This is a genomic window from Streptomyces sp. SN-593, from assembly GCF_016756395.1.
GTDB classification, from domain to species: Bacteria; Actinomycetota; Actinomycetes; order Streptomycetales; family Streptomycetaceae; genus Actinacidiphila; species Actinacidiphila reveromycinica.
This window is the reverse complement of the sequence record NZ_AP018365.1, coordinates 8,243,722-8,270,100: the sequence shown is the minus strand read 5'-3', so window position 1 is coordinate 8,270,100 and position 26,379 is coordinate 8,243,722. Positions and strand designations below refer to the sequence as shown.

Sequence of the window (26,379 nt, the reverse complement as noted above, 5' to 3'; positions counted from 1 at the left end):
CGTATTTTCTGCGCGAGAGTACGCGCATGCCCGATGCCGCCGTGACAGATGTGCTCTCCGATGTCTTCGACATGGTCGAAGTGCGGGGGATGATGACGGGCGGTTTCGCGGTCCGCAGGCCGTGGTTTTCGCGCGGCCCGATCTCCCAACCGCTCAAGCTGGTGGCACTGGTCGCCGGGTCGGCCCGGCTCAGCGCCGACGGGCCCGGCGGCCCGGACGGCCCGGTCGAACTCGCCCCGGGCGATGTCGTGCTCCTCAACCACCGTGCCCTGCTCGACGTACGCGGCGGGCGCGGTGACGAACCACCGGTCGAGCTGATCCCCGAGGCCGGCTTCGACTCCGTCGACCTGGCCTCGGCCGACCTCGCCACCGACGACGTGCTCGTCGGCGGCTGGATTCAGGTGAGCCCGGCAGGACTCGCGCTGCTCGGCAGCGCCCTGCCCGGACTCGTCCACGTCCACGCCTCCACCTCGGCCGCCTCGCGTCTCGGCGGCATCGTCGAGCGGCTCTTCGACGAGGCCTCCAGCGGACGGCTCGGCTCACGATTCGCCATCCGCCAGAACGGGCAGCTCCTGCTCCTCGAAATGCTCCGCTCCTACCTGGAACAGGAGGAACCACCGGCCGGATGGCTGCGGCTGCTCGCCGACGACTCCCTCCGCCCGGCCCTGCGCCTGATCCACGAGCAACCCGGCGCGACCTGGCAACTGTCCGAGCTGGCACACGCCGCCGGCATGTCACGCACCAGTTTCGCCGCACGGTTCCGCGCGGTCGCCGGCACCACGCCGCTGGCCTACCTGTCGCGCTGGCGGATGCTCCTCGCCCAGCGCGCCCTCCGCAATCCCGACGTCCGTGTCGGCGCCCTCGCCGCCGAACTCGGCTACAGCTCGGAGAGCGCATTCAGCACCGCGTTCAAACGCGAGGTCGGCGAAGCCCCCTTGCACTACCGCCGACGGTCGCACCTCAGGGCATGAGCCACCCGCCCGACCGGGCGATGCGAAGTTCGTACCGTTCCTCCCCTCCGACGCGGAGATCCGCCGGCTTCCCCGCCCTCCCCCGGTTCGTTGGGTGGTTGCGCAGCCTGTCCGCGCTGCGCTGGGCGGCGCCGCCATCCCGGGGTCGGCCGCACCGCCCGGAACCCACCACCCCCGACATCAGGTGATCAAACGGGAGGGCTCCTCCGAACACTCGGGAGTGTGGTGACCACCCCGGCGCTACGCTGTCGCACGTCGGACGTGGTAATTCCAGCGTGTCAGGGCCCGGACGACGGCCTCGGCGCCGATCGGGTTGGCGCTGTGCACGAAGACCGTCCCAATGTCGAACGGCCGTCCACTGAAGGCGGCTTCTTCCATGAGGGTCACCACGGGCATGATGCTGTCATCCCCGCCGAGATCGTGATCGAGCCAAAGCTCGTCGATGAACCCGTCGCGATGCTCCCGCAAGAGCTGAATGCCCTCGATGCTGGTACGGGCGATCCGGGTTGCCCTGGGCAGCGGCCGCAGATCGTCTATGCCGAGGATGACGGGCATCGGCGCGGCTGGTTCCTCGTTCACTCGAACACTGTCCCAGACGAGGGAATACGCAACTGCCACGGCTTAGGAGACCCACCTGACTAATCGCCACCCTCGGCGCCACGTGATCAAACCGGACGGATCACCAGAACGACGCCGCCCTGGAACGGGGTCAGAGCCCGGGAGCGTTGCGGGGTGTGCACGTCCCGGCGTCGGTCTGCCACCAGACAGGCGAGGTGCACCACTACCTCACGGGGGAAATCGAACACGTCAGCATAGGGAACCACGTGAAGCCTCTGGCGTTCGGGATCTTGGTCGACTCCGTTCCTACCAGGGGCTTCACGCCTGTCAACACCCCCGCAGCAGACCGCTCTTGCCACACCACCGGCTCATCGTTGAGAAAACCTCACTGAGCGAAGAACGACCGCTTCCCGGACAGCTTCCCGCTCGGTCGGAGACCGGGCACCGACCGCTGTCAGACGCAGGGGCGAGGATTTGCGGCATGACGAAGACCGGAGCGGACTACGCGTGGCTCGAAGAGGACTTTCCAGACATCGCCGGGGCCTATTGCTTCACCCTGGTGCGGGGGCTGTCGCCTGCTGAGGTGATGTCCCGGCTCGAAGGACGACCGGTGGCGCCCCTGCAGGGCATTTCCGCAGTTGTCGACGCCGCCTTCACTCAGTACGACCCGGAGGAGGGGGATCGGCAGTTGGTCGCCACGACGACCGTGGGCGGCTGGACACTGCTGATCGAGCCCAACGGCTACCTCGGGGTCACCGAAGAACGAGCAGTGCCAGCCTCAGGGGGGACGAACTGGGTCTCCCACTTCGTCAATATCAACGGCGTCGGCACGTTCCTCTGGGCGGAGGACCAGGTCCTGCGATTGTGCTTCGACCCCATGTTCCCGGAGGACCGCTGGGGCACCGGGCCCGACGAAGTCCTCGACGTCATGGAGCGAATCGGCTTCCATCTCGATGAAGGGACTCCGGAAACGGATCTGTCCTCACTCGCGGCGTTCGCTCTGGCGGAGCACCTGACAAACGTCGCCATCACGCCGGCGCTGCTCCAGGACACGACGTTCGCCTGCGCCACCGTCCAGATTCGGTGACATTCTCCGGCCACACTCCCACGTCCGAGCCCGTGATTTCGGCATCGTAACCGCGCGTCTGGACACCACCCCCTGGTTCGCCCGCGGAATCGCCAGCGACGATGTCATCCGGGTCGAGGTCGACGACGAAGGTGTCCGCTGGGCCGGCGAGACGGTGCGGGCTTCGGAGAACTGCACCATCCGGGCTGGTAGTCCTGAAGGACGGCGGCTCGGCTGCCGCCCGGCCGACCGTGCTGGAGACGTTCCACCGTCTGGGCACAACGGGCGAGGGAATCGAGCAGTTCCGGATGGTGGCTCTCGATGTTCCACCGGACGCGGATCTGCCCCGTATCCGTAAGCTCCTGGAACACGGAGAGGCCGAAGGCTGGTGGCACTGGGAGGAGGGGGGTGTCACTGCCAGGTGGCGAGCCACCGCGGAGACGTGACTACCGAGGGAAGTTCATCTCACACGATGCCGAGACGAGAAGGAGTACGTGATGACCATCTTCCGCTGTGCCATGTGCAGGCGGCCCCTGACAAACGAGGTGGCGCCCGGGGAAGCACTACAAGGGCCGGAGCGGTCGGCGGTCCACGCGATCGCCTCCCCTCGGATGGCTGCGGGGACCTTCAAGGTCAATTTTGACGCAACTCTGTTGATCTTGCATCCGGGTGACCTTCCCGGAGCCGCACGACATCCCGATTCGCGGCGTCTGTCCGGTTGCTGCGGAGCCGCCGGCCAGGACGGCCCCAACCTCGTATGCGGTGGCTGCGGAGTCGATGTGGCGACCAAGGAGTCGGACTGCTGGACGGACAATCTCGTGGCGCTGATCGCCGCCGCCGTCACAGAGGACTCAGCGGCACCATAGTCAACTGGCGCTTTCTGTTCGACTCAGGTGTGACGCTCCGTCCGGCAACTGCCGGGACGTTTCCCGGCCGGCCAAGCGGTGACGACGGCCGGTCCCTGGGCACAGGTGGAACGTCGCGCTGAGGTTGGTCGCCGGCGTGTGGTCCCGCTCCTCGTCCGGGACCTCCTCCATCGGCATGCGGGTCATCTGGCACACGGCGTTCTGCTGCCGGCTCGCATGGGAACCGACCGTCCCGGCCGAGCGGTCCGCCACTTGGTCGACGGCAACGTGTTCGAGATCACGGCGGAGCCTTACTCGACCGATCGGCTCCCACCTGATTGAATCCCGTACATGAACCAGCGCAAGGACCTCACGCGTCGACGCCATGTCGACCTCGTGCGCGTGTCCAGCGGTCTCTGTTCGCCCCGCGCCGCCCGCTGATCGGGCCTTCTTCGCGCGTTCCCCCGCCGTGACCCTCCATCAAGGTCCGGCTGCTCGGCCCTCCTGACTTCCCATCGGTCCGGCCATCCTCCCCCGCTCAACCTCCACCTCCCGTTTCCGCCGCCTCGGTCGGAACGGCACCGCAGCCCGCGTCCGGCGTTCCGGCGTGGGCCGCCGCCCTGCCCGCTGTGAAGGAGCTCCCATGCCCACCGTGCTCTCCGTCTCGGGAAGCCCGTCCCCGACCTCGCGCACCGGCCGCCTGCTGCGCCACCTCGACACGCGCCTGACCCGGCAGGGTCACCACGTGGTCCCGCTCGACGTCCGCACGTTGCCCGCCGAGGCGCTCCTGGGCGCCGACCCCGGGCACCCCGCGATCCAGGCCGCGGCCCGGCTGTTCGAAGAGGCCGACGGCGTGGTGATAGGAACACCCATCTACAAGTCGGCCTACTCCGGTCTGCTCAAGACCCTCCTGGACCTGCTGCCCCAGTACGCCCTCGCCGGCAAGGCGGTGCTGCCACTGGCCACCGGCGGCAGCCCCGCCCACGTCCTGTCCGTGGACTACGCCCTGCGGCCGGTGCTCAACTCCATGGGCGCCGACCATGTGCTGCCCGGCTGGTTCGTGGTCGACAAGCACATCACCGTCGCGGCGGACGGCACCGTCACCGTCCAGGAGGACACCGCCAGCGAGGTCTACCGGGTCGCCGACGCCTTCTCCGCGACGCTGACGGCCCGTCACCGCAGCCTCGCCGCCGCCTGATCGGGGACAGCTTCCAGGTCCGGCAGCAACCACCACTCGCGGACAGGGGAGCTGGCGCCGCGTCAGTGACGTCGGCTCACCGCCGGACCGCCGGCCCGCGGGCCTGCCCCGGGCCCGGTCGGCCGGTCCGCCGGTCCGCCGGTCCGCCGGTCCGCCGGCCGGCGAGCATGCCGGACGCACCGCACGGGCGGCGGCGACCACGGGTGCCGCCGCCCGCAGGGCCGGGTCGGCTTGGTGCTGGTACTCGTCGCTTCGGCCGAGAAATCCGCCCATCGATGAAATCCTCTCCGCAATTCCATTCCGACTGGAAAACCTCGTCGACATGACTTCTGATACCGCGCCAGAATCCCGCGGCGCCCGTTTCCTGCGGCACTTCGGGCCCGACCCGGTCAATTGGGTGCGCGAGACCGGCACCGATCACGACGTCGTCGTCGTGGGTGGTGGACAGGCCGGGCTGGGCGTCGGCTTCGCCCTGCGGCGCGCCGGCATCGGCCGGGTCTCCGTGATCGACGCCGCTCCCCCGGGCGCAACCGGTGTCTGGCGGACCGTCGCGCGCATGCCCACGCTGCGTACGCCGAAGATCTGGCCCGAGCCCGAGTTCGGCCACCCGGAACTGAGCTTCCGCGCCTGGTACGAGGAACGCCACGGGCGGGCCGCCTACGACGCTCTCGACCGCGTCCCGCGCCTTGCGTGGGCGGCCTACCTCGACTGGATCGGGGACACCCTGCGGGTACCGGTACGGCACCGCACCCGCCTGGTGAGCGTCGCACCGGGGGAACACGGACTCGCCCTGGAACTCGCCGTCACCGACGAGAACGGCACCGAGGAGCGCCGCACCGAAAGCACCCGCCGGCTGGTTTTCGCGAACGGCGTCGAAGGCACTGGCGGTTTCTCCTTCCCTGAGGCTTTCGACGGTCTGCCGCGCGCGTTGTACGCACACACCGGCGAGCCCATCGATTTCGAAAGCCTCGCGGGCAGGAAGCTCGGTGTCATCGGCGCCGGCGCGTCCGCGCTGGATGCCGCGGCCGCAGCGCTCGAGAACGGCGCCGCCGAAGTACACCTGTTCACCCGGCGCGAGAAGCTGCTCATTCAGGGCGACTCCCCCCTGGGGCCGGCGAACGTCGGCGCGCGCGAGAACTTCCACCGGCGCCCGGACGCCGATCGGTGGAGGCTCAAGGCCACCACCGCTCGGGCGGGCCGCAGTTGCACCTTGGCGTCCGTCCGGCGGGCGACCGCGTTCGACGGCTTCGTGGTGCACCTCTCGGCCGGTTGGCACAAGGCCGTCGCCACCGAGGACGGCGTGCGGGTGGAGGCCGACGACGGCACGTACCGGTTCGACTTCCTGATCGCCGGTACGGGCTACCAGTACGACCCGCACACCCAGGCCGAACTGGCGCCCGTAGCCGATCAGATCGCCCTCTGGGAGCACCGCTACCGACCGCCGGCCGGGCTGGAGAACGCCGACCTGGGCCGCTGGCCGTACCTGGGCAGCGGCTACGAGTTCCAGGAGCGCGAACCGGGCACGGCTCCCTGGGTGACCCGCATCCACGTGTTCTCCGCCGGCGCCGCCATGAGCTTCGGCATACCCGTCGGCGACACGCAGTCGCTGCCGACCGGCGTCCCGCGGCTCGTCGACGCCGTCGGTGCCGCGCTGTTCGCCGAGGACGCGACGCTGCCGCCGGTGTCCGCTCCCGCAGGGGCGCCGGAGAAGAGCACCGAGGACCCGTTCCTGCGCTTCTACGTCGACCGCCTCCGGCGAGCAGCCGTGACCGAAGGCTGAGGGCTGTCCCGCTACCGTGTCTGTTTGCGACAGCGCCGGTCACAGCCGTTCGTGGTGACCGGCACTGCCGGTTCGTGGCGGACGGCGGGTCCGTCGTATCCGGCGGCAAGCTGTCCCCGCACGCTCCGCCGTCGCTGCGCACGGGGTGCGGGGACGCCCGCTCACGGGGTCTGGAGGGGACGCCAGCCGAGCAGCGGCGCGACCTCCTGGGCGGTGGCGGCGAGCAGGCGGAGGTGCTCGCCGTAGTCGGGGACGCCGGGGACGAAACTGACGAGCAGATCGGTGGCGTCGGCGAGGGACGGGTCGGCGGCGAGGGACTCCGCGACGGCCTCCGACGGCCCGAGCAGCGACCGGTCGCGCTCCAGGTACTCCTCGACGCCGAGATCGGCGACGTCACGGCGCTGGGGAGCCCATGACTGCCAGCGGCGCACGCCGGGTGTGACGGCGCGGATCGCCGCGGCCCGGTCGGGGTGCGGATAGACCGCGCGCGAGATCTGCACGCGCGGCTCGCACCCCGCCTCGGCGGCGGCCGTGCGGTACGCGGCGGCGATCTCCGCCTGCTGCTGGGCGCTCTGCCGGCCGGGCCAGTCGCCGGCCCGGGAGAGCTGCAACCCGTCGCCGGCCTTCGCGGCGGCGACGGCCGCGCCGAGGGCCCGCGTCGGCTCGCTCGTGGTCGCCTGCCACAGCCGCCGCCGCACACCGGCACCGGGTGGGTGCAGCACCTCTCCGGCGCTGTTGACCGGATGCCCTTCGAGGATCCGGTGAAGTCTCGCCACGCTCTCGTCGAAGAGCCGGTACCGGTCCTGGAGGCTGCGGCCGAATGCCTCCCAGGCGGTCGGGAACGGACCTGAGCCGACGCCGAGTTCGAGCCGCCCGCCGCTGAGTTCGTCGACCACGGCGGCGTCCTCCGCGACGGTCAAGGGGTCCGCGAGCGGCAGGACGAGCACGCCGGTGCCGAGCCGGATCCGGGTGGTGTGCTCGGCGATCGCGGCCAGGAGAACGAGCGGGGCGGAGACGTGCTCGTTCCCCTGACGGAAGTGGCGGTGGATGACCCAGCCGGAGTCGTACCCGAGTCGTTCGGCGTCGACGAACAGGTCGACGGCCTGGCGGTACGCCGCGGCGGGGGTGAGGTCGGAGTCGAGGTGGAGCAGGAAGCCGAGCCTGAAGGGGCGGCCGGCCGCCGCTCCGGCCCCCTCCGCGCCCGCGTCCGCGGTCACGGCCGCGGGCACCGGTCCGGTGCCCGCCGTGCCGGCCGATGCCTCAGTCGGAGATGTCATGGATCACTGTCCGTTCGAAGGTGGGGGAAGGCGGCACGGGCTGTGGTATCTCCCGCGGCCGCCGGCCGCGGTCGTACGCGGGCTCGGAGGTCGACGCCGTCGGCCGCCTCACGCGGGGCCCTCGGCCGGTCGGTGCTGGTAGCGCACGAGCGGCAGGAGGGCGACGGCCGCGACAGCGGTGACCGAACCCAGCAGGACCAGGAACCGCCAGTCCTCCAACCACGCGGCGACCAGCGGTGTCCCCGCACGGGCGAGTGCCATCGGCACCGCCGTCACGGCCATGATGCTCGCGAACCGCGTGACGCCGAAGGTGCCGGCCACGACCGACGGCCGGGCGACCACGCTGATCCCGTAGCCGAGTCCGAAGGCCATGATGCACAGGACCGTGGGCAGGACGGACGTACCGGCAAGCGGCAGAAGGAGCAGCCCGAGCGCCTGCGCGGCGAAGGAGAACGTCGTGACGGGCAGCATGCCGAACCGCGCCGACAGGGGTGCCAGCGCCAGGCGCGAGGTGAGCTGGAGGACCCCGACCGCGAGCGGCAGTGTCGCGGCCGTGTGGGCGCCGAAGCCGACGTTCTGGAAGTAGGTCACCATCATGACCAGGAAGCCGGACGTGGTGCCGGCCTGAGCGACGAACGAGACGAGCAGCAGCCAGAACCGCGCCGTCCTGATCGCGTCGCCCAACCGGAACCCGGTGCGCCGGGCGATCCGGCTGCGGTGGGTGGCATGTCCCGGTACGGCCCACAGGTGCGCGGGGACGACGACGAGCATCATGACGACCGCCAGCACGTCGAGCGTGGTGCGCCAGCCGAGCCCGCCCTGCAGCCACCCGACGAGCGGATAGAAGAAGCTGGTCAGGAAGCCCGTGATCATGGTGATGGTCACGATGGCGCCGTCCCGGCGGTCCTTCGCGGTGGCGACCACCACGACGGCGAACGCCGCGTCGTACGTCGACATCGCCAGGGCCAGGCCGATGAGCACGAACGCCGCGTACAGCCCGGGCAGTCCGGTCGACCACGACCACAGGAAGACGCCCGTCACGCCGCACATGGAGCCGGTGGTCATCAGGGCCCGCCCACCGTACAAGTCCATGACCCGGCCGACCGGGTAGGCCGCGAAGGCGCCGACGAGCGTGGAGATCGTCGAGGCCACGGTGATGGCGGTGCGCGAACTGTGCAGATCGTGGGACATCGGGATCAGGAGCACCGAGAAGCCCTGCGACAGGCACCCGTAGCCCAGGGTCTGGGTGATCGCGAAGACGATCACGAGCCGCCGGCCGTCCGGCTCGTCGGCACGGCCGGCACGCCGCCACCCCTCGCGGGGCACGCGCACGGTCGTCCGCGCGGCAGGCGGCTGACCGGCCCCTGCGTGGGGGGCGGACGGGGGCGGGTCAGGTGGTTTCATCGTGCCTCGACCTGTTCTGGAGTGCCTCGACTGTTCTGGACGGATGGCGGAAGCGCTCACCGGAGCGTCGGGTACGGACCTGCGGGTGCCCGGGACCGGGGAGCCCCGAACCGCCCGTGCGGACGATCCGGAGCACCCGGGTTCGGCTGGGTTCCCCGCGGCGTCAGCTCCGCTGGCCGGTTCCGTGCACGCCGTACTCGTCGATGACGGCGAGTTCCTCGTCGGTGAACTCCGGCCCGTTCAGCGCCTCCAGGTTGTGGTCGAGCTGCTCCTTGGAGCTGACTCCTATCAGCGCCGAGGTCACGGCGGGGTTGCGCAGCACCCACTGCAGGGCGAGTTGGGCGAGCGACTGGCCGCGGCCCTCGGCGAGCTTGTTCAACTGCGCCGTGCGGCTGCGGTAGGTCTCGTCGATCTGGTCGGGCTTGAGGAAGTCGCTGTTCTGGGCGCGGGCGCCGTCCGGGATGCTCTCCAGGTACTTGTCGGTGAGCAGTCCCTGGGCCAGCGGCGAGTAGACGATGAGGCCGAAGCCCTCCTCGACGGCCAGGTCGGCGAGGCCGTTCCGGTCGATGCTGCGGTCGTACAGGGAGTAGCGCGGCTGGTGGATGAGCAGCGGCACGCCCTCGGCCCGAAGCAGCCGGGCGATGGCCTCGGCGCGGTCGGGCCGGTAGTTGGAGATGCCGACGTACAGCGCCTTGCCCGCCTTGACGGCGGTGGCGAGCGCGCCCGCGGTCTCCTCCAGCGGCGTCGTCTCGTCGGGGGTGTGGTGGTAGAAGATGTCGACGTAGTCGGTGCCGAGGTCGCGCAGGCTCAGCTCCAGCGAGGACAGCAGCGCCTTGCGGCTGCCGCCGCGGAGGTTCGGGTTGGGCCCGAAGACGCCGCCGGCCTTGCTGGACAGGACCAGCTCGTGGCGGTAGGGGGCCAGCTCCCGGCGCAGGAGGCGGCCGAGGGTCCGCTCGGCGGCGCGGTGCGGCGGGCCGTAGCGGTTGGCGTTGTCGATGTGGGAGATGCCCAGGTCGAAGGCGTGCAGGATGATGTCGCGCTGGGTGTCGTAGGCGTAGTCGGCGCCGAACTTCTGCCACAGGCCCAGGGAGAGGGCCGGCAGGTCGAGTCCGGACCGGCCGGTGCGGCGGTAGGGCAGGGACGCGTAGCGGTCGTCGGCCGCCTTGAAGACGTCCTCGTAGTTCGGGTACTGCTCACTCATCGGGTACTCCGTACGTTGCGTGTCGGGCTTGTCGGTTCTGCCGGATCCGGTCGGGGCTCGCGTGCGGGGATGGGCGGGAGCGCTCAGCGGCGCAGCGCGGCCGGCAGCAGCGAGGGGGTGTCGCGACCGGTGTCGCGTTCCAGGAACTGGGTGCCGGGTTGGACGATCTCGTCGACGGCGTCCAGGATCTCCGGGCTCAACTCGACCGTGGCCGCCTTGAGGTAGGCCTCCAGGTGGGCGTGGGTGCGCGGCCCGATGATCACGCTGCTGACCGCCGGATGGTTGAGGGCGAAGGCGACCGCCAGCTCGGGCAGCGTCAGCCCGTTGTCCTCGGCCAGTCCGGCGAGCGCGTCGGCGGCGGCGAGCTTGCGCCGGTTGTGCGCGAGGGAGATGTCGAAGCGGCCCGGGATCAGCTCGGCGCGGGCCGACCGGGGCTGCTCCCCGCCGAGGCGGTACGTGCCCGACAGCCAGCCGGCGGCCAGCGGGCCGTAGGAGAGGACGCCCTCGCCGTACTTCCGGGCGGTGGGGAAGACCTCGCGCTCGACCCCGCGGACGAGGAGCGAGTACGGCACCTGCTCGGTGTGCGGGGCGGTGAGGCCGTGCTTCTCGGCCAGCCAGTGCGCTTCGACCTTCTGGTGGGCCGGGAAGACCGAGGTGCCGTAGTAGCGGACCTTGCCCTGCCGGATCAGGTCGTCGAGGGTGCGGAGGGTCTCCAGCAGGTCGGTGTGCTCGTCGGGCCGGTGCACCTGGTAGAGGTCGAGGTGGTCGGTGCCGAGGCGGCGCAGGCTGTTCTCGACGGCCCGGACGATCCAGCGGCGGCTGTTGCCGGCGTGCTGGGGGTTGTCACCGACCTGGCCGTGGAACTTCGTGGCCAGGAAGACGTCGTCTCGGCGGTGCCGGATGGCCTTGCCGACGATCTCCTCGCTGCTGCCGTGGCCGTAGACGTCGGCGGTGTCGACGACGGTGATCCCCGCGTCGAGCGCGGCGCCGATGATCTCCAGGCTCTCCTTCTCCTCGGCGTAGCGACCGAAGTTCATGGTGCCGAGGGTGAGCGGTGTGACGCGGACGCCGGTGCGGCCGAGGTGGCGGGTCAGCCCGATGGACATGGGTATCGCGGTTCCTTTCGGGGGCGTTCAGAAGAGGCCGGTGGTGGGGGGTTCGGCGGCGCCGAGCCGGTAGGCGCCGGCGACGGCGAGTTTCCAGTCGCGGGGGTTGTGGTTGGCGACGACGCGGGCGTTCCGCCAGTGGCGGTCGTAGCCCCACTCGCGGTCCGTGAGGGTGCCGCCCCCCACGTCGAAGAGCAGCGGCGCGGCCGAGAGCGCCGCGTCGACGGCGACGACCGCGGCCTCCGCGACGGCGGCCGCGGCGCGGGCACCGGCGCGGTGTGCTTCCTCGCCGTGCAGGCCGCGCACCTCGTCGAGTTCCTCCGCGGCGAGCACGACGGCCGAGCGCGCCGCACGGGCATGCGCCGCCATCTCGCCGACGCGGCGCCGGATGTACGGGTCGTCGACGCTCCGGTCGGCCGAACTGTGCTTGATGGGCCGGGCCTTCTCCCGCACCCACCACAGCGCGTCGTCCAGGACCCGGGCGGCGATGCCCGCCTCGATCGCCGCGAGGTGCAGTTGGGGGTAGCTGCCCTGCCACGGGTTGTCGGCGACCGGGGCGTTCCCGTCGGTGAGGATCGCCTCGTCGTCGCCGACGAGGACGTCGGTCAGGCGGGTGGTGCCGCTGGCGGTGAGCCGCTGGCCGACCGCGTCGAAGTCGTCGAGGCGTTGGACGCCCTCGCGGTCGACCGGCACCGTGAAGCGCAGGACGGCTCCCTCGGGGGTCCTCGCCGTGCCGCCGAACCAGTCGGCGTACAGCCCGCCGGTGGAGTAGTACTTCTCGCCGTTCAGCACCCAGTGGTCGCCGCTGCGCACGGCGGTGGTGTTCACCGAACCGCTGGCGCCGCCGCTCCGCTCGTTTCCGGTGCCGGCGAGGATGTGTCCGCGCCGCAGCCGTCCCAGTGTCTCGTCGCGGTGGGGGGCGTCCGGCCGGGACACCACGGCCCACGCGGCCATGAACGTGCCGCGCAGCGCCTGGGCGACGTTGGAGTCGGCGCGCGCGATCTCGATGACGACCTCCACGGCGTCGCGCAGCGAGCCTCCCGCGCCGCCCTCCTCACGCGGCACCACGGCCAGGGCGGCGCCCGCGCGTGCCAGGGCGCGTACGTCGTCGAAGGGGTGTTCGCGTGTCTCCTCGCGCCGCGCGGCGGAGGCGGCCAGTCGCGCGAGGATCGGCGCGATCGCGGGACGCAGCCGGGGGATGGTCAGCGGCTCGGCGGGAGTCGACGGGCTTTCCGGCACGGCGTCTGCCACATCCAGAGTCATGAGAGCCTTCCGAGGGGTGTGCAACGGGCTTCGTCGAGCGGCCCGGGGGGCGGATGACCGTCGTGGATCGCGGTCACCTGCCGGCCGGACTCGCGACGGGGCGGCGGCCGGCCGAACGGGCGGCGGGCACCGGCAGGCCGAGACGGTCGCGCAGGGTGCCTTGCGGGTACTCCCGGTGGAACAGGCCGCGCTCCTTGAGGATCGGCACCACGAGGGTGGCGAAGCGTTCGAGGTCGACGCGCGTGTCGGCGAACATCACCGTGAAGCCGTCGGCGGCTCCTTGGCGCCACCACGACTCCAGGTCGTCGGCGATGTGCTCGGGCGAACCGACGAGCAACCGGTGGGTCCCGATGCCCGCGGTGTGGGCCACCAGTTCGCGCAGCGTGCGCGGGCCCTCGGCCAGCACCGCGCGCGCGTTGTTGTACGTGCCGACCGAGAAGGCCCTGAGGTTCGGCTCGGCCGGCACGTCCTCCAGCCGGATCACGTCGTCGGGGCCGAACGCGTCGGCCGGCAGGCCGAGCGAGGACAGCACCGCCGAGACGAGGTACTCGATCGGGGGCAGCGTGGCGTCGAGTTCGTCGTGCCGGCGCTCGGCGTCCTCCTGATCGGTACCCACCAGCACGATGAGGCCGAGCGAGTACTTGACGGCGTCGGCGTCGCGGCCGTGTGCCCGCGCGCGTGCGCGGACGTCGTCACGCGAGGCCCTGGCCTTGGCGACGGTGTGGCCGGCGGCGAACACCACGTCGGCGTACTCGGCGGCGAGTTCCAGGCCGGCCGGCGTCTCACCCGCCTGGGAGACGACGGGGCGGACCTGCGGCGAGGTGGGCACCGGCAGCGGGCCGGCGACGTCGAAGAACTCGCCGTGGTGGTCGATGGCGTGGATGCGGCTGCGGTCGCCGAACTGGCCGGTGGCCTTGTCCGCGACGATCGCGTCGGGTTCCCACGACTCCCACAGCCGCGTGATGACGTCGAGGAACTCGTGCGCGCGGCGGTAGCGGACGTCGCGGTCGGGGTGGGCGGACGCCCCGAAGTTCGCGGCTGCCGCCGGGTTGCCGGTGGTCACCACGTTGAGCGCGGCGCGGCCCCTGGTGAGGTGGTCGAGGGTCTGGAAGCGCCGGGCCAGGCTGTAGGGCGTGCTGTAGGTCGTCGAGACGGTCGGCAGCAGGCCGATCCGCTCGGTGGCGCCGGCGATCACCGCCAGCAGGGTGAACCCGTCGAGGCCGCCGGAGGTTCCGGTGGCGACGTCGGGCCCGAGCGCGGGGCTGTCCCCCTGGAACAAGGCGTCGATGCCGGCCGCTTCGGCGATCTTCGCCAGGTGCACGTAGTGGTCGACGTCCAGGTAGGCGTACGGGTCGGCGTCGGCCAGCCGCCAGGCGGCGCGGTAGTGGCCGGGCGACATCAGGGAGAAGTTGAGGTGGAACTGGTCGCTGCTCATGGAAGGCTCCGGATGGTTGGCCCGGGAACGGGGGGACGAGGGGCCCGGGACGGTGGTTCAGCGGGAGGGCAGGCCGCGGCGTTCGAGGCTGTCGCGCAGCGTGTCGCGTCCGGCCAGGTCGGCGGCACCGGCGAGCCGGCGCAGGATGCGTTCCGTCCACGCGCCGGTGAGTCCGTGCGCCCGGTTGTAGGCGGCCAGGCGCTCGTCGTACGCCGGCAGGTCGGTGTCGGCCCGGCCGGCGTCGTAGGTCTCGCGGTGCAGTACGGCGCTCTGCGGCAGGCGGGGTTTGACGTCGGCGTCCTCGGCGGGGTCGGGGTGCCCGACCGCGAGCCCGAAGACGGCCACGCTGTGCGGCGGCAGGCCCAGTTCGACGGCGAACTGCGCGGGGTGGTTGCGCACCGCGCCCACGAAGACCGACCCCAGGCCGAGTGATTCCAGCGCCACGACCGCGTTCTGGGCGGCCAGCGCGGTGTCGATGACGCCCAGCAGCGTGGATTCCAGGTAGACCGTGGCGTCCAGCGGCCTGCCGTTGCGCTCCGCCAAGCGGTGGTGGCGGTCGAGGTCGGCCACCCATACCAGGAACAACGGCGCCTGGGTGATGAACTTCTGCCGCGCCGCCAGGTGAGACAGCCGCCGCTTGCGCTCGGGGTCGGTCACCGCGATGACGCTCCATGCCTGGAGGTTCGAGGACGTCGACGCGGACGACGCCGCCGCCACGACGGCCCGCAGTTCCTCCTCGGTGACGGGCGTCGGCAGGAACTCGCGCACCGAGCGGTGCCGGAGCTGGTGCTCGATGACCGGCGACGTCGCGCGGAGGACGACGTCGGGGTCGCCGTAGCGGATACCTGCCGCACTGGTCGTCGCGGCATCGGTGCGGATCATGGCGCTCGGGGTCGCTTCCGGGAGGAGGATCGGGGCGGGGCCGGCGCTCATCGGGTGCTCTCCTGTGCGCGGAGCCTGGGCAGCAGTTCGTCGCCGAGGCGGATGATCTCCTGCTTGTAGGGCGTGTCCGACAGGATGAAGTGGGAGATGCCGAGCTCGCGGTAGCGCTGGAGTGCCTGCGCGACCTCGTCGGCCGAACCGACCAGCCAGGTGGTACCCGCTCCGCCGCCGCCCACCGTGCCCGGCGTGGTGTAGAGGCAGGTGTCGAGCACCTCGCCGCGCTCGGCGAGTTCGAGCAGACGCCGCTGGCCCACCGCGGTCCCTCGGTTGCCGACGGCGGCATCGCCGGGACGGCCGTCCACGGCCTTCTCGGCCATGCCGGCGACCTTGGCCTCGGCGTCGCGCCACGCCTCCTCGGTGCTGTCGCGGACGAGCGTGGTGATGCGCAGGCCGAACTCCAGCGGCTTGTGCCGGTGCTCGGCCCTGGCCTCCAGCTTCTTCAGCCGCTCGATGCGTCCGGCCAGGCCCTCCAGCGGCTCGCCCCAGAACAGTTGCACGTCCGCCTCGGCGGCGGACACCCGCTCGGCGGGCTCGGACGCACCGCCGAAGTAGAGAGTGGGGTGCCGGTCGGGGTGGCCGTAGGGGTGCGGCAGCACGGTGGAGCCGTCGACGGCGAAGTGCTCGCCCTTGTAGGTGACGTTCTCCTCTGTCCACAGGCGCCGGACCAACTGGACGAACTCCCGGGTGCGCTCGTAGCGGTTGGCCGGGTCGGTGGTGTAGTCGCCGTAGGCCGCGAGGTTGTCGAGGCCGCTGACGATGTTGACGAGCACGCGCCCGCCGCTCAGGTGGTCGAGCGTGGCGGCGGAGCTCGCGAAGTGCGCGGGCTGCCAGTAGCCGGGCCGCACCGCGATCAGCGGTTTGAAGGTCGTGGTGCGGGCGGCCAGCGCGGCGCCCAGCGTGAACGTGTCGGGGCGGCCCCAGCCGGTGCCCAGCAGCGCGCCCTCCCAGCCGTGGTCCTCGGCGGTGCGGGCCAGGTCGGTGGAGTGGTCGAGTGTGCCCCAGCCCTCGCGCTCGCTCGTGTCGTCGCCCCGGTGGCCGGGCTCGATCTGGTTGGGTATGTACCACAGGTAGCTCATGTCGGTGTCCCGTTTCGTACCGGTTGCTGGTGGACTGGCCGGGGTGACTCCTCAGGGGAGCCGTGGAACGCTGTCGGCGACCGAGTCGAGCTGCGCGGCGCGCTCGGTCCTGGTCTGGCCCTGTACCTGGAGGAACAAGGCGGAGCGGGCGTGCAGTTGCGCGGTGTCGTCCGCGACCAGTCCCCGGCCTGCGCGGGCCACCACGAGTGCGCGGCTGAGCGTGGTCAGAGCCTCGCGGGCGCGGACCTTGAGCGAGAGCCGCTCCGGGAGCGACGCGTCGGGATCGCCGCCGTCGAGCACGGCGTCCGCCAGCTCGTAGACCCGGGCCCGCAGGCCCCGCAGGTAAGGCCGCCAGGCGTCGGCGACGCCGGTACCGTGCGGTTCGTCGGCGATCTCGTCGAGGATGCGCCGACCGAGCCCGAAGAACTGCGGGCCGGCGTTGCCCGCGGTCGAGATGTCGTCGTGCCGCCAGTCGGCCAGGGGCCTCACGGCAAGCACGTAGGCGTCCGGGACGACCGCGTCGAGGACGCCGACACGCTCGGTGCGGCTTCCTGACACCGCCTGGAGCGCCAGCGGCGTCGCGCGGAAGTGCTCGTCGACCGGTATGAGGGCCAGGACGACGTCTTCGGACTCCGGGTCCACCGCGGCCAGGGCCACGGCCTCGTTGAGGCCCCAACCGCTCAGCCACGAGACCGTGCCGTTGAAGACCCATCCGTCGCGGGAGCGCCGCGCGGTCAGGTTGCCGGTCGGATAGCGGCGCACGTCGCTGAGTGCCGCGCCGATCAGCATCGTGCCCCGCAGCACGGGTTCGACCAGGGGGTGGGTGCCGCCGGCCGCGGAACGCGGCGTGCCCGCGATCCGCGCGACGGTCGGGGCGTGCTGGGCCCAGACGAGCCAGACGTTGAGGTCGGCGTAGGCGAGCACCTCGTGCAGCCGGCGGTCGGCGTAGCGGTCGAGGCCGGCGCCGCCGAACCGCGGCGGCGCCAGGTGGTTGAGCAGCCCCAGGCCGCGGAGGTCTTCGACGGTCTCCCGTGAGACGCGCTCGCGGTCGGTCCGGAGCGCCGCGGGGGCAAGCTGCTCCAGGGCGTACTCCTTCGTGCGCGCCACCAGCGGCTGCCCGTCGGCGGCGTCGACCGCCGCGGCGGCGCTCTGGGCCGCGGTGGCGCTCGTGGCCGCGGTGGCTGCTCGGGCCGGCATCAGTCGCACCTCCTGAACTGTGCGTCGGGTCCTCGTCGGACGGGTGGGGATCGTGGTGGTGCGGGTCGCGGCGCCTCGGGCGGCCGGCGGCCGCCGCAGGCGATCCGTGGACCGGTCAGGCCGGATGCGGCAGCGAGAAGGCGCCGCGCAGGGTCTCGCCGGTGCTCGGGGCGAGCGTCGGCACGACACCGGTGATCAGGGCGAGCACGTCGTCCTTGCCGCCCGCGGGTGTGAACTCGACGCCGTCCAGCTCGTGTTCGGCCACGAAGGCCGACAGGTCGGCCGTCACCGCCCGCGGCCCGGCCGCATCGACGCGGACCAGCAGCGCGACGTCCTGGCGCGGCCGGCCCGCCCGCGCCAGCGCGGCGGACAGGTCGGCGCCGGCCGTCGGCGCCGCCTCGGGGTCGACGACGACCACGTCGGCGCTGCGGGCGACGACGTCCCATCCGAGGATGTCCGGATCGTCCGCGACGAGCAGCGGGCCGCCCTGGGGCGAGGCGGGGCCGTCCAGCGGCCCGGCCACCCGGTAGTAGTCGCCCTCGAAGTCGATCGGCCTGATGAGGGTGTGCTCGGCGAAGACCTCGCCGTCCTGGTCGCCGACGAGCGCGGCGGCCGGGAAGGACGTCCACAGGCCCTTGAGTATCCGGGCGTACTCGTCCCAGCGAGCCGACCGGTCCCCGCCCGGCCGCGGGGCGACCGGGTCGCTGACCTCGTCGCCGTCGCCGGCGCGCAGGGCGAGCGCCGCACGCCCGCCGGTGGCCCGGTCGAGCGAGTTCGCGCGGCGCGCGAGGTTCGTCGGCGCGTTGCCGTTCGTCGACGCCTCCAGGATCCACCCGGGGCCCGGCCCCGGCGCGGTCTTCGTACCGGCCAGGTACGAGGCGACGACGGAGGCGTCCAGGGTCCGGCCCGGCGCGCCGTCCTGGACGCGGATCGCGGTGACCCCGGCGTCCGCGGCGGCCTTCGTGATGTCGGCGGCCTCCGGGAGCGGGATGGTGCTGCCGATCGCGAGACCGACGATGACGATGCTCATCAGGTGTTCTCTCCTGGCTCAGCGTGCGGTCGCGAGCGCCTGCTCGGACACGTCGAAGGCGATGGGGGCCGGCGGGATCGGGAAGCCGAGGTGGCCGCGCAGCGTGTCCGCCTCGTACTCCTTGCGGAACAGGCCGCGGCGCCGGAGTTCGGGGACCACACCGTCGACGAAGTGGTCGAAGCCGGACGGCAGGACGTCGGGCATGATGTTGAAGCCGTCGGCGGCGCCGTAGCGGAACCAGTGCTCGATGTCGTCGGCGATCTGCTCGGGTGTGCCGACGACGATGCGGTGGCCGCTGCTGCCCGAGAGCCGGCGCAGCAGTTGGCGCAGCGTCGGATGCTCGCTCTCGATGATCGCGCGCACGATTCTGTAGAAGCTCTGCGAACCGCCGGCCTCGTCCGGGTCGGTCAGCAGCTCCCGCGGAATCGGCCGGTCGAGGTCGAGGTCGTCGAGCGGGAAGCCGAGCTGGCCCGCGAGCCGGGTCCGGCCGTACGCCAGCGGCAGCAGGTCGTCGAGCAGTTCGCGGCGTTCGCGTGCCTCCTGCTCGGTGCTGCCGACCACGGTGGAGAGGCCGGGCAGGATCACGACGTCCTCCGGGCGGCGCCCGAACTCGGCGGTGCCGGCGCGGATCTCGTCACGGAAGGACTTGGCCTCGTCGATGTCCTGGGCGGCGGAGAAGACGACCTCGCCGACCCGGGAGGCGAGCCGCCTGCCGTCGCGCGACCCGCCGGCCTGCACCACCACGGGTCGGCCCTGCGGTGAGGTGAACTCCTCGCGGGCGGCCCACTGGCGCACGACGCGCTCGGTGAAGTCGCCGGCGCGGCGGTAGCGCAGCGCGTGCTCGGGCTCCTCGTCGCGGCCGAAGTTGCGGGCGGCGGCGGCGCCGGCCGTGGTCACGACGTTCCAGCCGACCCGGCCGCCGCTGACGTGGTCGAGGTCCCCGATCCGGCGGGCCAGTTCGGCGGGGTCGTTGTAGCTGGAGGAGAGGGTGCCGATGAGGCCGATGCGCGAGGTCCGGGCGGCGATGCGCGCCAGCACGGTCGAGGGCTCGAAGCTGTTGCCGGGACGGTGCCGGATGATCGGCTCGATGACCGGGCCGTCGGCCAGGAACACGGCGTCGAGGGCGGCCTCCTCGGCCTTCTCGGCGATCGAGGTGTAGTGGTCGATCGAGTAGGCGGCGAGCGCGTCGCTGCCCGGCAGGCGCCAGGCGCCGCCGAAGACACCGGAGTTGAGGATGTTGACGTTGATGTGGAGCTGCTTGGCCATGCGGACCTCTCAGTTGCCGGCGGCCGCGGAGGCGCGACCCCGGTCGTAGCCGTTGACGGGGCCGGCTCCGTTGACGACGAAGTCGCCGATCACCCGGGGCTTGTAGACGACGGGGTTGTGCGAGGCGAGCGTGCGGGCGTTGCGCCAGTGGCGGTCCAGGTGGGCCCGCTCGCGCACGGCGGAGGAACCACCGGCGTGGAAGGCGAGGTTGGCGGCCTCCAGAACGGTGTCGACGAGCGCGACCTGCGCGGCCGAGGTCTCGATGTAGGCCTGGGCGAAGGCGTCGGGGGTGTCGGCGGCCTCGGCGCTCTGGAGTGCCTCGGACACCTGGCGCAGCACGGCGTCGGCGGTGAACCGGTGTGCGTACAGGCGCCCGATCACGCCGAGTACGTCGGGGTCCGAGGCGGCCTGGTCGGACAGGGCGTGGAGACTGGTGCGGCTGCGAGCCCGCACCACGGCGGCGGTCTCGGCCACCAGGCTGCGGGCGATGCCCGTCAGGTTGGCCAGGTGCACGAGCTGCACGAAGGAGTTGAGCGAGCGCAGGTCCTCCTTGTAGCGGCCGAGTTCGCCGTGGTCCGCGACGGGCACCCGGTCGAAGACCGTCGTGCCGCTGCCCGTCAGGCGCTGTCCGACGCCGTCCCAGTCGTCGAGGTGGGCGACGCCGGGGTGCCGGGCGGGTACGACGGCGAACCAGCGGTTGCCCTCGTCGTCCGCGACCGCGACGCGGATGTAGTCGGCGTACAGTGACCCCGTCGAGTAGAACTTCGTCCCCGACACGAGGTGCCGCCCGTCGACGGACTCGACTCTCGTCGTGGTCTCGAACGCCGGTCCGCCGTGTTCCGACTGCGCGTTTCCGAAGACGGCGCCGGCGGCGACCTTGCGCAGCCAGTGGGCCGCGGTCTCCTGGTCCTCGGCGTGCCGCAGGATCTCGACGGTGGTGAAGTGGCCGCGCAGGATCTGCGGCACGTTGGAGTCGGCCTCGCCGGCCTGTGCGAGCAGCTCGAACAGTGTCGGGAGGTCCACGCCGAAGCCGCCGAGCTCGGCCGGCACGCGCAGTCGGCCGAAGCCGGCGTCCGCGAGCGCCCGGACGAGGGAGACGGGGTTCTCCCGGTTGAGGTCCCGCTCCCCTGCTCCTTCGGCGAATTCCGCGAAGACCGCGGCGAACGCGGCCCGGGCCTGCTGGAGGGAGGGTGAGGCAACAGTGGTGTTCATGATCCTCGATCGTTTAGAGGTGGACGAGTTTCCGGCCGGCGATCGCCCCCAGCAGGTTCTGCGTGTACGGCGACGACGGCCGGCTGAAGACGTCGTCGACGGGCCCCTGTTCGACGATCCGCCCGTTCTGCATGACCGCCACGTGGTTCGAGATCGCCCGCACGACGGCCAGGTCGTGCGAGATGAAGACGTAGGTCAGCCCGCGCTCGCGCTGGAGGTCCCCCAGCAGGTGGAGGATCTGCGCCGCGACCGAGACGTCGAGCGCCGAGATGGGTTCGTCGAGCACGAGGATCTTCGGCTCGACCACGAGTGCCCGGGCGAGGGCGACGCGCTGGCGCTGGCCGCCCGAGAGCTCCGCCGGGTGCAGGTCGGCGAACGACGGCGGCAGGGCGGCCGCCTCCAGCGCGGCCACGATCCGGTCGCGGTTGGCCTTCCTGCGCTTCCACGGCAGTTGCGGGGGCTGGAAGGCCCGCAGCGGTTCCTCGACGACGTCGAACACGTCGAACCGCGGGTCGAAGGACGAGTACGGATTCTGGTGGACGATCTGGACGTCCTTGCGCAGCGGCCGGTAGCCGCGCCGGTCGAGCCGGGTGATGTCCTTGCCGAGGACGGACACGGAACCCGAGGTCGCTTCCGTGAGCCCGACGAGCACGCGGGCTGTCGTCGACTTGCCGCTGCCGGATTCGCCGACGATCGAGAACGTCTCGCCCCGGCGTACCTCGAACGACGTGCCGGCGACGGCGTCGATGCCGCCGTACGACTTGCGCAGGTCCGTGACGGTGATGACGGGCTCGCGCTCCTCGACCGCCGCGGTGTCGCGGACGGGCGCCGCGCTGCGTCCCGGCACCGCCCCGATGAGCCGCTTGGTGTACGGGTGCCGCGGGCTGGTGAAGATCTGGTCGGGGGTGCCGACCTCCACCAGCCGCCCGCGCTCCATGACGCCGATGCGGTCGGCGCGGTCGGCGGCGACTCCCAGGTCGTGGGTGACCAGGACGACGGCCGTGCGGTTGCGGCGGCGCAGGTCGCCGATGAGGTCGAGCACCTGCTTCTGGACGGTGGCGTCCAGGCCCGAGGTCGGCTCGTCGGCGATGATCAGGTCGGGCTCGGCGGCGATCGCGGAGGCGATCAGGACCCGCTGCTTCATGCCGCCCGACAGCTCGTGCGGGTACTGCCGGTACCGGAGTTCGACGTCACGGAAGCCGACGGTCTCGAACAGTTCGTGGACCTGTCGCCGGCGCTGCGCGGCGCCGAGGTCGCTGTGCAGCAGCAGCGTGTCCTCGACCTGCTCGCCCACGCGGCGCAGTGGGTCGAGCGAGACGGTCGGGTCCTGCGGGATCAGGCTGACGGCACGGCCCCGCAGCGAGCGCCATCCTCTCGGGGACAGGTCGGTCAGCACCTGGTCGCGGAAGGTGATCCGGCCGCCGGTGACGCGGCCGTTCTCCGGCAGCAGTCCGAGGACGGCATGGCCGGTGGTGGTCTTGCCCGAACCGGACTCGCCGACGAGCGCGATCACCTCCCCCGGGGCGACGCTGAAGCTGACGTCGTGCAGGGTCGGCTTGAGCCGCCGGTCGACCTTGTAGGCGACGTGCAGGTTCTCGACCACCAGCAGGCGTTCGCCGCTCGTGTCGCCGGCGTTCCCGGGGGCGGAGCCGTTGGTGGGGGTCATGTGCTGCTCCGCTTGCTGATGAAGTGCGAGATGTGGTTGGTGGCCAGAACCGCCACGGTGATCACGACGGCCGGCCAGAGCGTGAGCCAGTCGGCGGTGGCGATGTAGTTGCGGCCGTCGGTGACCAGGCGGCCCCATTCGGGCTGCGGCGGTTGGGCGCCCAGTCCGAGGAAGCTCAGCGACGCGATCCACATGATGGCCACGCCGAACTGCAACGTGATGAGCGAGATGGTCGGGGCGATCGAGTTGGGCAGCACGTGGCGCCGCAGGATCGCCGGCGAGGAGGTGCCGCTGGTCACCGCCGCCTCGACGTAGGTGCTGGCCTTGGCCTTGAGCACCTCGCCGCGGATCAGGCGGGCGAAGGTGGCCGAGGAGGTGAGGCCGACCGCGACCGCTGCCTGCATGATGCCGAAGCCGAGGACGACGACGATGACGATCGCGAACAGGAAGCCGGGGATCGACAGCACGACGTCGATGCCGCGCATGATCACCGCGTCCACCCACCGGCCGAACCACCCGGAGACGGCGCCGACGAGGGAGCCGACGACGACACCGATGGCGACGGCCAGGGCGGAGCTGGCCAGCGACGGGCGGGCCCCGTAGACGATGCGCGTGTACTCGTCGTGGCCGAGCTGGTCGGTGCCGAACCAGTGCTTTGACGAGGGGTGGAGGAACTTCTGCGTGGGCTGGATGGCCAGCGGGTCCTGGCTGGTGAACAGTCCGGGCACGAGGGCCCACAGCAGGATGAGCGCCACGATCGCGACCGCCAGCACCAGGCTCCAGTGCCGGGCGAGCCACATCAGGCCGGTCACGGCACGGGACCTGCCGAGGTCGGCGGGAGCCGGCTCCCTGGGTCCGGCGTCGAGGAGGTCGGTGGTTCCTGCAGTTGTGGTCATGGCCTTGCCACCTCAACCGGGTCGCGCGTGTCGGAGGGTTCAGCCGCCTCGGCGGGGAACGTGCCGGGTTCCTGGGCCGTCGCGGCCCGCCTGGCGCGCGTGACGCGGGTCGTCTTCGCGTCGAGCGCGATCCGCGGGTCGATGACGGTGTAGACGATGTCGGTGAAGAAGTTGACGGTCACGTAGATCGCCGTCGTCAGCAGCACGATGCCCTGGACGACCGGCAGGTCCTGGGTGTTGACCGATGTCACGATGAGCTGTCCCAGGCCGGCGCGGCCGTAGACGGTCTCGGTGACGACCGCGCCGGCGAGCAGCTCGCCGATCGTCAGGCCGAGCAGCGTCAGCACCGGCAGCAGGGAGTTCCGCAGGATGTCCTTGCGGAAGATGTAGCCCTCCCCCGCTCCCTTGGCGTGCATGACGTGGACGAACGGCTGGCCCCGGGTCAGCCGGATGGAGTTGCTCAGGACCTGGGCCAGCGGCCCCGAGACCACCAGCCCCACCGTCGCCGCCGGTGCGATCAGCGCCGTGAAGGTGTGGTCGTCCACCGGCGGGATCACGTGCAGGTCGAAGGCGAAGACGTTCAGCACGACGATGCCGATGACGAAGATCGGCACCGAGGTGAAGAGCGCCGGCAGGAAGCTGAAGACGTCGCGCAGCCAACCGAACTTGGCGTAGTTGATCAGCAGCGCGACGATCACCGCGAAGACCAGCCCGAACACCAGGCCCAGACCGGTGAGCTTCGCCGTCGAGGGCAGGTTGAGCGTCAGCAGGCTCCACACCTTGCCGCCGTTGGTGATGGAGTAGCCGAGGTCACCGGTGAACAGGCCGTACAGGTCGCGGAAGTACTGCTCGACGAGCGGCCGGTTCGATCCGTAGTAGTCCAGGAGCGTCTGCGCCTGCTGCGGCGTCATCAGGGAGTCCGGGGCGTTGATCCGGTTTCTGATGGCGTCGCCGGGCAGCACGCTCAGGAGGATGAAGGACAGGGTGTACGCCGCCCACAGGACGGCGAGCGCCTGTGCCAGTCGCTTGAGGATGTAGCTTCCCACGTGTTCTCACCGGCCCCTTCGCCGATTCCCGCGCGTCACTTGCCCAGCCAGGTGTCGTACAGCCAGGCGCGAGCCGTCGACTCAGTGCCGAAGCCGTGCACCTTGGACGACAGGCCGAAGACCTGCGTCTCGTCGTAGAGCGGGATGCTGTAGCCCTGCTGGTACAGGTACTCGCCGGTCTCCTTGACCGCCGCCGCGCGCTTGTCCGGGTCGAACGTCTCGGCCTGGTCGCGCACCAACTCGTTCAGCTTCGCGTCCGGGTCCTTCGCGTCCTGGCCCAGCCCGTTGGCCCGGGTGGTGTCGTAGTCGACGCGCAGGACGTTCGGGTCGGCCGTCGAGGTCTGGGACTGGCTGAACGAGAACTTCTCGCCGCCCGTACCGCCGGCCGCTGTGATCGCCTCGTACTGGTCGAGCGAGACGCTGTGGATCGACAGTTTGACGCCGACCTTCTTCCACTCCGACTGGAGTACCTCGAGCACCTGCTCGGAGACCTGGTAGAAGGGCGCGACCCAGATGTCGAAGTGCAGTTGCTGACCGTCCTTGTAGCGGTAGCCGTCCGAGTTCGCCGCCCAACCGGCGCTCTGCAGCAACTGCTTGGCCTTGCCCGGGTCGTAGGCGAGATAGCTCGACAGGTCGGGTGCGTCCGGCGTGCCCTTGACGAGCGGGCCGATCGGGATGCCGTAGTGCGACGACAGGACGGCCTGGTTGATCTCCTTGCGGTCGGTGGCCGCGTTGAGGGCGAGCCGCACCTGCTTGTCGTCGGTGATGAGGCCGGGCCTGACCTGGACGGCGAGCGCGTTCGTCTCGCCCTGCACGCCGAACGACTCCAGTTGGCCGCCGAAGGAGCCGACGGTCTGCTCATCGGTGGGCGACAGGTTGCGGACGATCTGCGCCTGGCCGGACTGCAACGCACCGATGCGGGTGCTCTCCTCCGGGACGTACTTGAAGTCGATCTCGTTCAGGTACGGCTGGCCGGTGTGGGCCGAGCCGGTCGGCCAGGAGGTGTAGTGCGGGTTCGGCTTGAGGATGACCTCGTTGACGCCGTCGCCGCCGGCGTACCTGAACGGGCCGGTGCCGACCCAGTTCTGGACCTTGCTCTGCCCGGCCAGGTTCCGCTTGACGTACGACTCGGCAAGGATCGTGGAGGCCCGGTAGTTCGACAGCACCTGGAGGAAGCCGGCGTCCGGCGTGTTCAGCTTGATCTCGAACGTCGTGGCGTCGACGACCTTGGTGCCGGCGTAGCCGTTCCAGAACTGGTCGACCGGGATGCCCAGCTTCTTGTCGCCGAAGCCGTGCTGGTCGAAGTTGTCCTTGACCACTTGGGAGGTCAGCGCGGTGCCGTCGGTGAACTTGACGTCCGGCTTGAGGTGGAAGGTGTAGGTCTTGTGGTCGGCGCTGATCGACCACGACTTCGCGAGCCACGGCTCCAGCTTGCCGGTCCTGGGGTCCTGCCAGATGAGACGTTCCCCGATGTTGTCGGCCACCTGGCTCACCGACCACAGCGAGTTGGTGGTCTGCCAGTCCTCGTACTGCACGGGGTCGTAGAACGTCAGGGTGCCGCCGGTCTGCGGCGAACCGCTCCCCGACTGCGACGAGTTCGAGCCACCGGCCGATGAACCGCACGCTGTCAGGAGCAGGGCGGAGGCGGTGGCAAGGGCACCGAGCACGAGCGATGGACGGCGCGGACGGAACATGGTCATGGCCTGGACTGTCTTCCTTCTTGGGCCGCACGGAACCACCCCCGGTGGGCGCGGCGGCGCGCACGGCGGCGGGGCATGGCAGCAGGGCATGGGAGCAGCGAGAACAGGGAGCGCGTCACGGGACGTTCGCACCCACTCGGTGGGCGCGAACGGCAACGCACAGGGGCAACGCTCAAGGGCAACGCGCGGCGCAGTGGGAACAGGTGGCGCGTTACGAGAAGTTCACGAAGGGGAAGCGGGTTCG

Annotated in this window: 23 protein-coding genes and 1 pseudogene; 7 read left to right on the top strand and 17 right to left on the bottom strand. The window is 71.3% G+C overall.

All coding sequences use genetic code 11. The features are described 5' to 3' along the window. Nucleotides 1–26 precede the first annotated feature (26 nt). Nucleotides 27–971: an AraC family transcriptional regulator gene (locus RVR_RS34855; RefSeq protein WP_202237913.1), complete on the top strand. Its 945-nt coding sequence runs from the start codon at nt 27–29 to the stop codon at nt 969–971. 240 nt (nt 972–1,211) lie between these two features. On the opposite strand, the gene RVR_RS34850 is transcribed toward RVR_RS34855, so the two are convergent. Then, nucleotides 1,212–1,550, bottom strand: coding sequence for a cyclic-phosphate processing receiver domain-containing protein (locus RVR_RS34850; RefSeq protein WP_202237912.1), 339 nt, complete (start codon nt 1,548–1,550; stop codon nt 1,212–1,214). Between the two features lie 460 nt (nt 1,551–2,010). Here RVR_RS34850 and RVR_RS34845 point away from each other — a divergent pair, with 460 nt between their 5' ends. The 6 genes and pseudogenes from RVR_RS34845 to RVR_RS34830 all read left to right on the top strand — a co-directional run bounded on the left by RVR_RS34845 (nt 2,011) and on the right by RVR_RS34830 (nt 6,418). Then, nucleotides 2,011–2,616 (top strand): DUF6461 domain-containing protein, encoded by a 606-nt coding sequence (locus RVR_RS34845; protein WP_202237911.1) that lies wholly within the window; start codon nt 2,011–2,013, stop codon nt 2,614–2,616. Between the two features lies 1 nt (nt 2,617). Further along, nucleotides 2,618–2,743 (top strand): annotated as a pseudogene (locus tag RVR_RS39010) (DUF4265 domain-containing protein); the annotation flags it as partial. Further along, nucleotides 2,718–3,041 carry a DUF4265 domain-containing protein gene (locus RVR_RS34840; protein WP_346731498.1) on the top strand — a complete coding sequence of 108 codons (324 nt, stop codon included), beginning with the start codon at nt 2,718–2,720 and terminating at the stop codon, nt 3,039–3,041. The pseudogene RVR_RS39010 and the gene RVR_RS34840, both read left to right, overlap by 26 nt. Before the next feature lie 750 nt (nt 3,042–3,791). Continuing rightward, the gene (locus RVR_RS39270) at nt 3,792–3,881 is read left to right on the top strand and encodes a putative leader peptide (RefSeq protein ID WP_351891410.1); all 90 of its coding nucleotides are present in this window, start codon (nt 3,792–3,794) and stop codon (nt 3,879–3,881) included. 202 nt (nt 3,882–4,083) lie between these two features. Beyond that, on the top strand, nt 4,084–4,638 hold the full coding sequence (gene ssuE, locus RVR_RS34835) for an NADPH-dependent FMN reductase (protein WP_202237910.1): 555 nt from the start codon (nt 4,084–4,086) through the stop codon (nt 4,636–4,638). A gap of 322 nt (nt 4,639–4,960) precedes the next feature. Further along, nucleotides 4,961–6,418, top strand: coding sequence for an NAD(P)-binding domain-containing protein (locus RVR_RS34830; RefSeq protein ID WP_202237909.1), 1,458 nt, complete (start codon nt 4,961–4,963; stop codon nt 6,416–6,418). Nucleotides 6,419–6,579: 161 nt separating this feature from the next. On the opposite strand, the gene RVR_RS34825 is transcribed toward RVR_RS34830, so the two are convergent. The 16 genes from RVR_RS34825 to RVR_RS34750 all read right to left on the bottom strand — a co-directional run bounded on the left by RVR_RS34825 (nt 6,580) and on the right by RVR_RS34750 (nt 26,135). Further along, nucleotides 6,580–7,695: an LLM class flavin-dependent oxidoreductase gene (locus tag RVR_RS34825; protein ID WP_202237908.1), complete on the bottom strand. Its 1,116-nt coding sequence runs from the start codon at nt 7,693–7,695 to the stop codon at nt 6,580–6,582. Nucleotides 7,696–7,803: 108 nt separating this feature from the next. Next, complete coding sequence (locus RVR_RS34820; protein WP_202237907.1) at nt 7,804–9,021, bottom strand: MFS transporter; 1,218 nt, start codon at nt 9,019–9,021, stop codon at nt 7,804–7,806. Between the two features lie 241 nt (nt 9,022–9,262). Continuing rightward, nucleotides 9,263–10,300, bottom strand: a complete 1,038-nt coding sequence (locus tag RVR_RS34815) for an aldo/keto reductase (RefSeq protein WP_202237906.1) — start codon at nt 10,298–10,300, stop codon at nt 9,263–9,265. Nucleotides 10,301–10,383: 83 nt separating this feature from the next. Next, a complete protein-coding gene (locus RVR_RS34810; RefSeq protein WP_237405152.1) occupies nt 10,384–11,406 on the bottom strand; it encodes an aldo/keto reductase in 1,023 nt (340 codons plus the stop codon). A 27-nt stretch (nt 11,407–11,433) separates the two neighbouring features. Then, entirely contained in the window at nt 11,434–12,669 is a 1,236-nt protein-coding gene (locus tag RVR_RS34805; RefSeq protein ID WP_202237905.1) for an acyl-CoA dehydrogenase family protein, read from the bottom strand. A gap of 73 nt (nt 12,670–12,742) precedes the next feature. Next, a complete protein-coding gene (locus RVR_RS34800) occupies nt 12,743–14,104 on the bottom strand; it encodes an NtaA/DmoA family FMN-dependent monooxygenase (RefSeq protein ID WP_202237904.1) in 1,362 nt (453 codons plus the stop codon). Between the two features lie 57 nt (nt 14,105–14,161). After that, nucleotides 14,162–15,037: an NADPH-dependent oxidoreductase gene (locus RVR_RS34795; protein WP_202237903.1), complete on the bottom strand. Its 876-nt coding sequence runs from the start codon at nt 15,035–15,037 to the stop codon at nt 14,162–14,164. Next, the gene (locus tag RVR_RS34790; protein ID WP_202237902.1) at nt 15,034–16,122 is read right to left on the bottom strand and encodes an LLM class flavin-dependent oxidoreductase; all 1,089 of its coding nucleotides are present in this window, start codon (nt 16,120–16,122) and stop codon (nt 15,034–15,036) included. The genes RVR_RS34795 and RVR_RS34790 overlap by 4 nt, the downstream gene beginning before the upstream one ends. Nucleotides 16,123–16,173: 51 nt before the next feature. Then, nucleotides 16,174–17,319, bottom strand: coding sequence for an acyl-CoA dehydrogenase family protein (locus tag RVR_RS34785; protein WP_202237901.1), 1,146 nt, complete (start codon nt 17,317–17,319; stop codon nt 16,174–16,176). A gap of 115 nt (nt 17,320–17,434) precedes the next feature. Further along, the gene (locus RVR_RS34780) at nt 17,435–18,349 is read right to left on the bottom strand and encodes an LLM class flavin-dependent oxidoreductase (RefSeq protein ID WP_202237900.1); all 915 of its coding nucleotides are present in this window, start codon (nt 18,347–18,349) and stop codon (nt 17,435–17,437) included. Nucleotides 18,350–18,367: 18 nt separating this feature from the next. Beyond that, on the bottom strand, nt 18,368–19,615 hold the full coding sequence (locus tag RVR_RS34775) for an LLM class flavin-dependent oxidoreductase (RefSeq protein WP_202237899.1): 1,248 nt from the start codon (nt 19,613–19,615) through the stop codon (nt 18,368–18,370). Between the two features lie 9 nt (nt 19,616–19,624). Then, nucleotides 19,625–20,827 (bottom strand): acyl-CoA dehydrogenase family protein, encoded by a 1,203-nt coding sequence (locus RVR_RS34770; RefSeq protein ID WP_202237898.1) that lies wholly within the window; start codon nt 20,825–20,827, stop codon nt 19,625–19,627. Between the two features lie 13 nt (nt 20,828–20,840). Next, nucleotides 20,841–22,493, bottom strand: a complete 1,653-nt coding sequence (locus RVR_RS34765; RefSeq protein ID WP_202237897.1) for a dipeptide ABC transporter ATP-binding protein — start codon at nt 22,491–22,493, stop codon at nt 20,841–20,843. Next, nucleotides 22,490–23,389 carry an ABC transporter permease gene (locus tag RVR_RS34760; RefSeq protein ID WP_202237896.1) on the bottom strand — a complete coding sequence of 300 codons (900 nt, stop codon included), beginning with the start codon at nt 23,387–23,389 and terminating at the stop codon, nt 22,490–22,492. The genes RVR_RS34765 and RVR_RS34760 overlap by 4 nt, the downstream gene beginning before the upstream one ends. Next, nucleotides 23,386–24,435 (bottom strand): ABC transporter permease, encoded by a 1,050-nt coding sequence (locus RVR_RS34755; protein WP_202237895.1) that lies wholly within the window; start codon nt 24,433–24,435, stop codon nt 23,386–23,388. Before RVR_RS34755 ends, RVR_RS34760 begins: the two co-directional genes overlap by 4 nt. Before the next feature lie 35 nt (nt 24,436–24,470). Next, complete coding sequence (locus RVR_RS34750) at nt 24,471–26,135, bottom strand: ABC transporter substrate-binding protein (protein WP_202237894.1); 1,665 nt, start codon at nt 26,133–26,135, stop codon at nt 24,471–24,473. Between the last annotated feature and the right edge of the window lie 244 nt (nt 26,136–26,379).

Bases quoted from the DNA above. Each gene is read 5' to 3' on its own strand.
- RVR_RS34770 (WP_202237898.1), bottom strand. From the start codon at position 20,827: ATGAACACCACTGTTGCCTCACCCTCCCTCCAGCAGGCCCGGGCCGCG.
- RVR_RS34765 (WP_202237897.1), bottom strand. From the start codon at position 22,493: ATGACCCCCACCAACGGCTCCGCCCCCGGGAACGCCGGCGACACGAGC.
- RVR_RS34855 (WP_202237913.1), top strand. From the start codon at position 27: ATGCCCGATGCCGCCGTGACAGATGTGCTCTCCGATGTCTTCGACATG.
- RVR_RS34795 (WP_202237903.1), bottom strand. From the start codon at position 15,037: ATGAGCGCCGGCCCCGCCCCGATCCTCCTCCCGGAAGCGACCCCGAGC.
- RVR_RS34790 (WP_202237902.1), bottom strand. From the start codon at position 16,122: ATGAGCTACCTGTGGTACATACCCAACCAGATCGAGCCCGGCCACCGG.
- RVR_RS34760 (WP_202237896.1), bottom strand. From the start codon at position 23,389: ATGACCACAACTGCAGGAACCACCGACCTCCTCGACGCCGGACCCAGG.
- RVR_RS34830 (WP_202237909.1), top strand. From the start codon at position 4,961: ATGACTTCTGATACCGCGCCAGAATCCCGCGGCGCCCGTTTCCTGCGG.
- ssuE (WP_202237910.1), top strand. From the start codon at position 4,084: ATGCCCACCGTGCTCTCCGTCTCGGGAAGCCCGTCCCCGACCTCGCGC.
- RVR_RS34815 (WP_202237906.1), bottom strand. From the start codon at position 10,300: ATGAGTGAGCAGTACCCGAACTACGAGGACGTCTTCAAGGCGGCCGAC.
- RVR_RS34800 (WP_202237904.1), bottom strand. From the start codon at position 14,104: ATGAGCAGCGACCAGTTCCACCTCAACTTCTCCCTGATGTCGCCCGGC.
- RVR_RS34810 (WP_237405152.1), bottom strand. From the start codon at position 11,406: ATGTCCATCGGGCTGACCCGCCACCTCGGCCGCACCGGCGTCCGCGTC.
- RVR_RS34825 (WP_202237908.1), bottom strand. From the start codon at position 7,695: ATGACATCTCCGACTGAGGCATCGGCCGGCACGGCGGGCACCGGACCG.
- RVR_RS34775 (WP_202237899.1), bottom strand. From the start codon at position 19,615: ATGGCCAAGCAGCTCCACATCAACGTCAACATCCTCAACTCCGGTGTC.
- RVR_RS34750 (WP_202237894.1), bottom strand. From the start codon at position 26,135: ATGACCATGTTCCGTCCGCGCCGTCCATCGCTCGTGCTCGGTGCCCTT.
- RVR_RS34805 (WP_202237905.1), bottom strand. From the start codon at position 12,669: ATGACTCTGGATGTGGCAGACGCCGTGCCGGAAAGCCCGTCGACTCCC.
- RVR_RS34785 (WP_202237901.1), bottom strand. From the start codon at position 17,319: ATGCCGGCCCGAGCAGCCACCGCGGCCACGAGCGCCACCGCGGCCCAG.
- RVR_RS39270 (WP_351891410.1), top strand. From the start codon at position 3,792: ATGAACCAGCGCAAGGACCTCACGCGTCGACGCCATGTCGACCTCGTG.
- RVR_RS34845 (WP_202237911.1), top strand. From the start codon at position 2,011: ATGACGAAGACCGGAGCGGACTACGCGTGGCTCGAAGAGGACTTTCCA.
- RVR_RS34780 (WP_202237900.1), bottom strand. From the start codon at position 18,349: ATGAGCATCGTCATCGTCGGTCTCGCGATCGGCAGCACCATCCCGCTC.
- RVR_RS34840 (WP_346731498.1), top strand. From the start codon at position 2,718: ATGTCATCCGGGTCGAGGTCGACGACGAAGGTGTCCGCTGGGCCGGCG.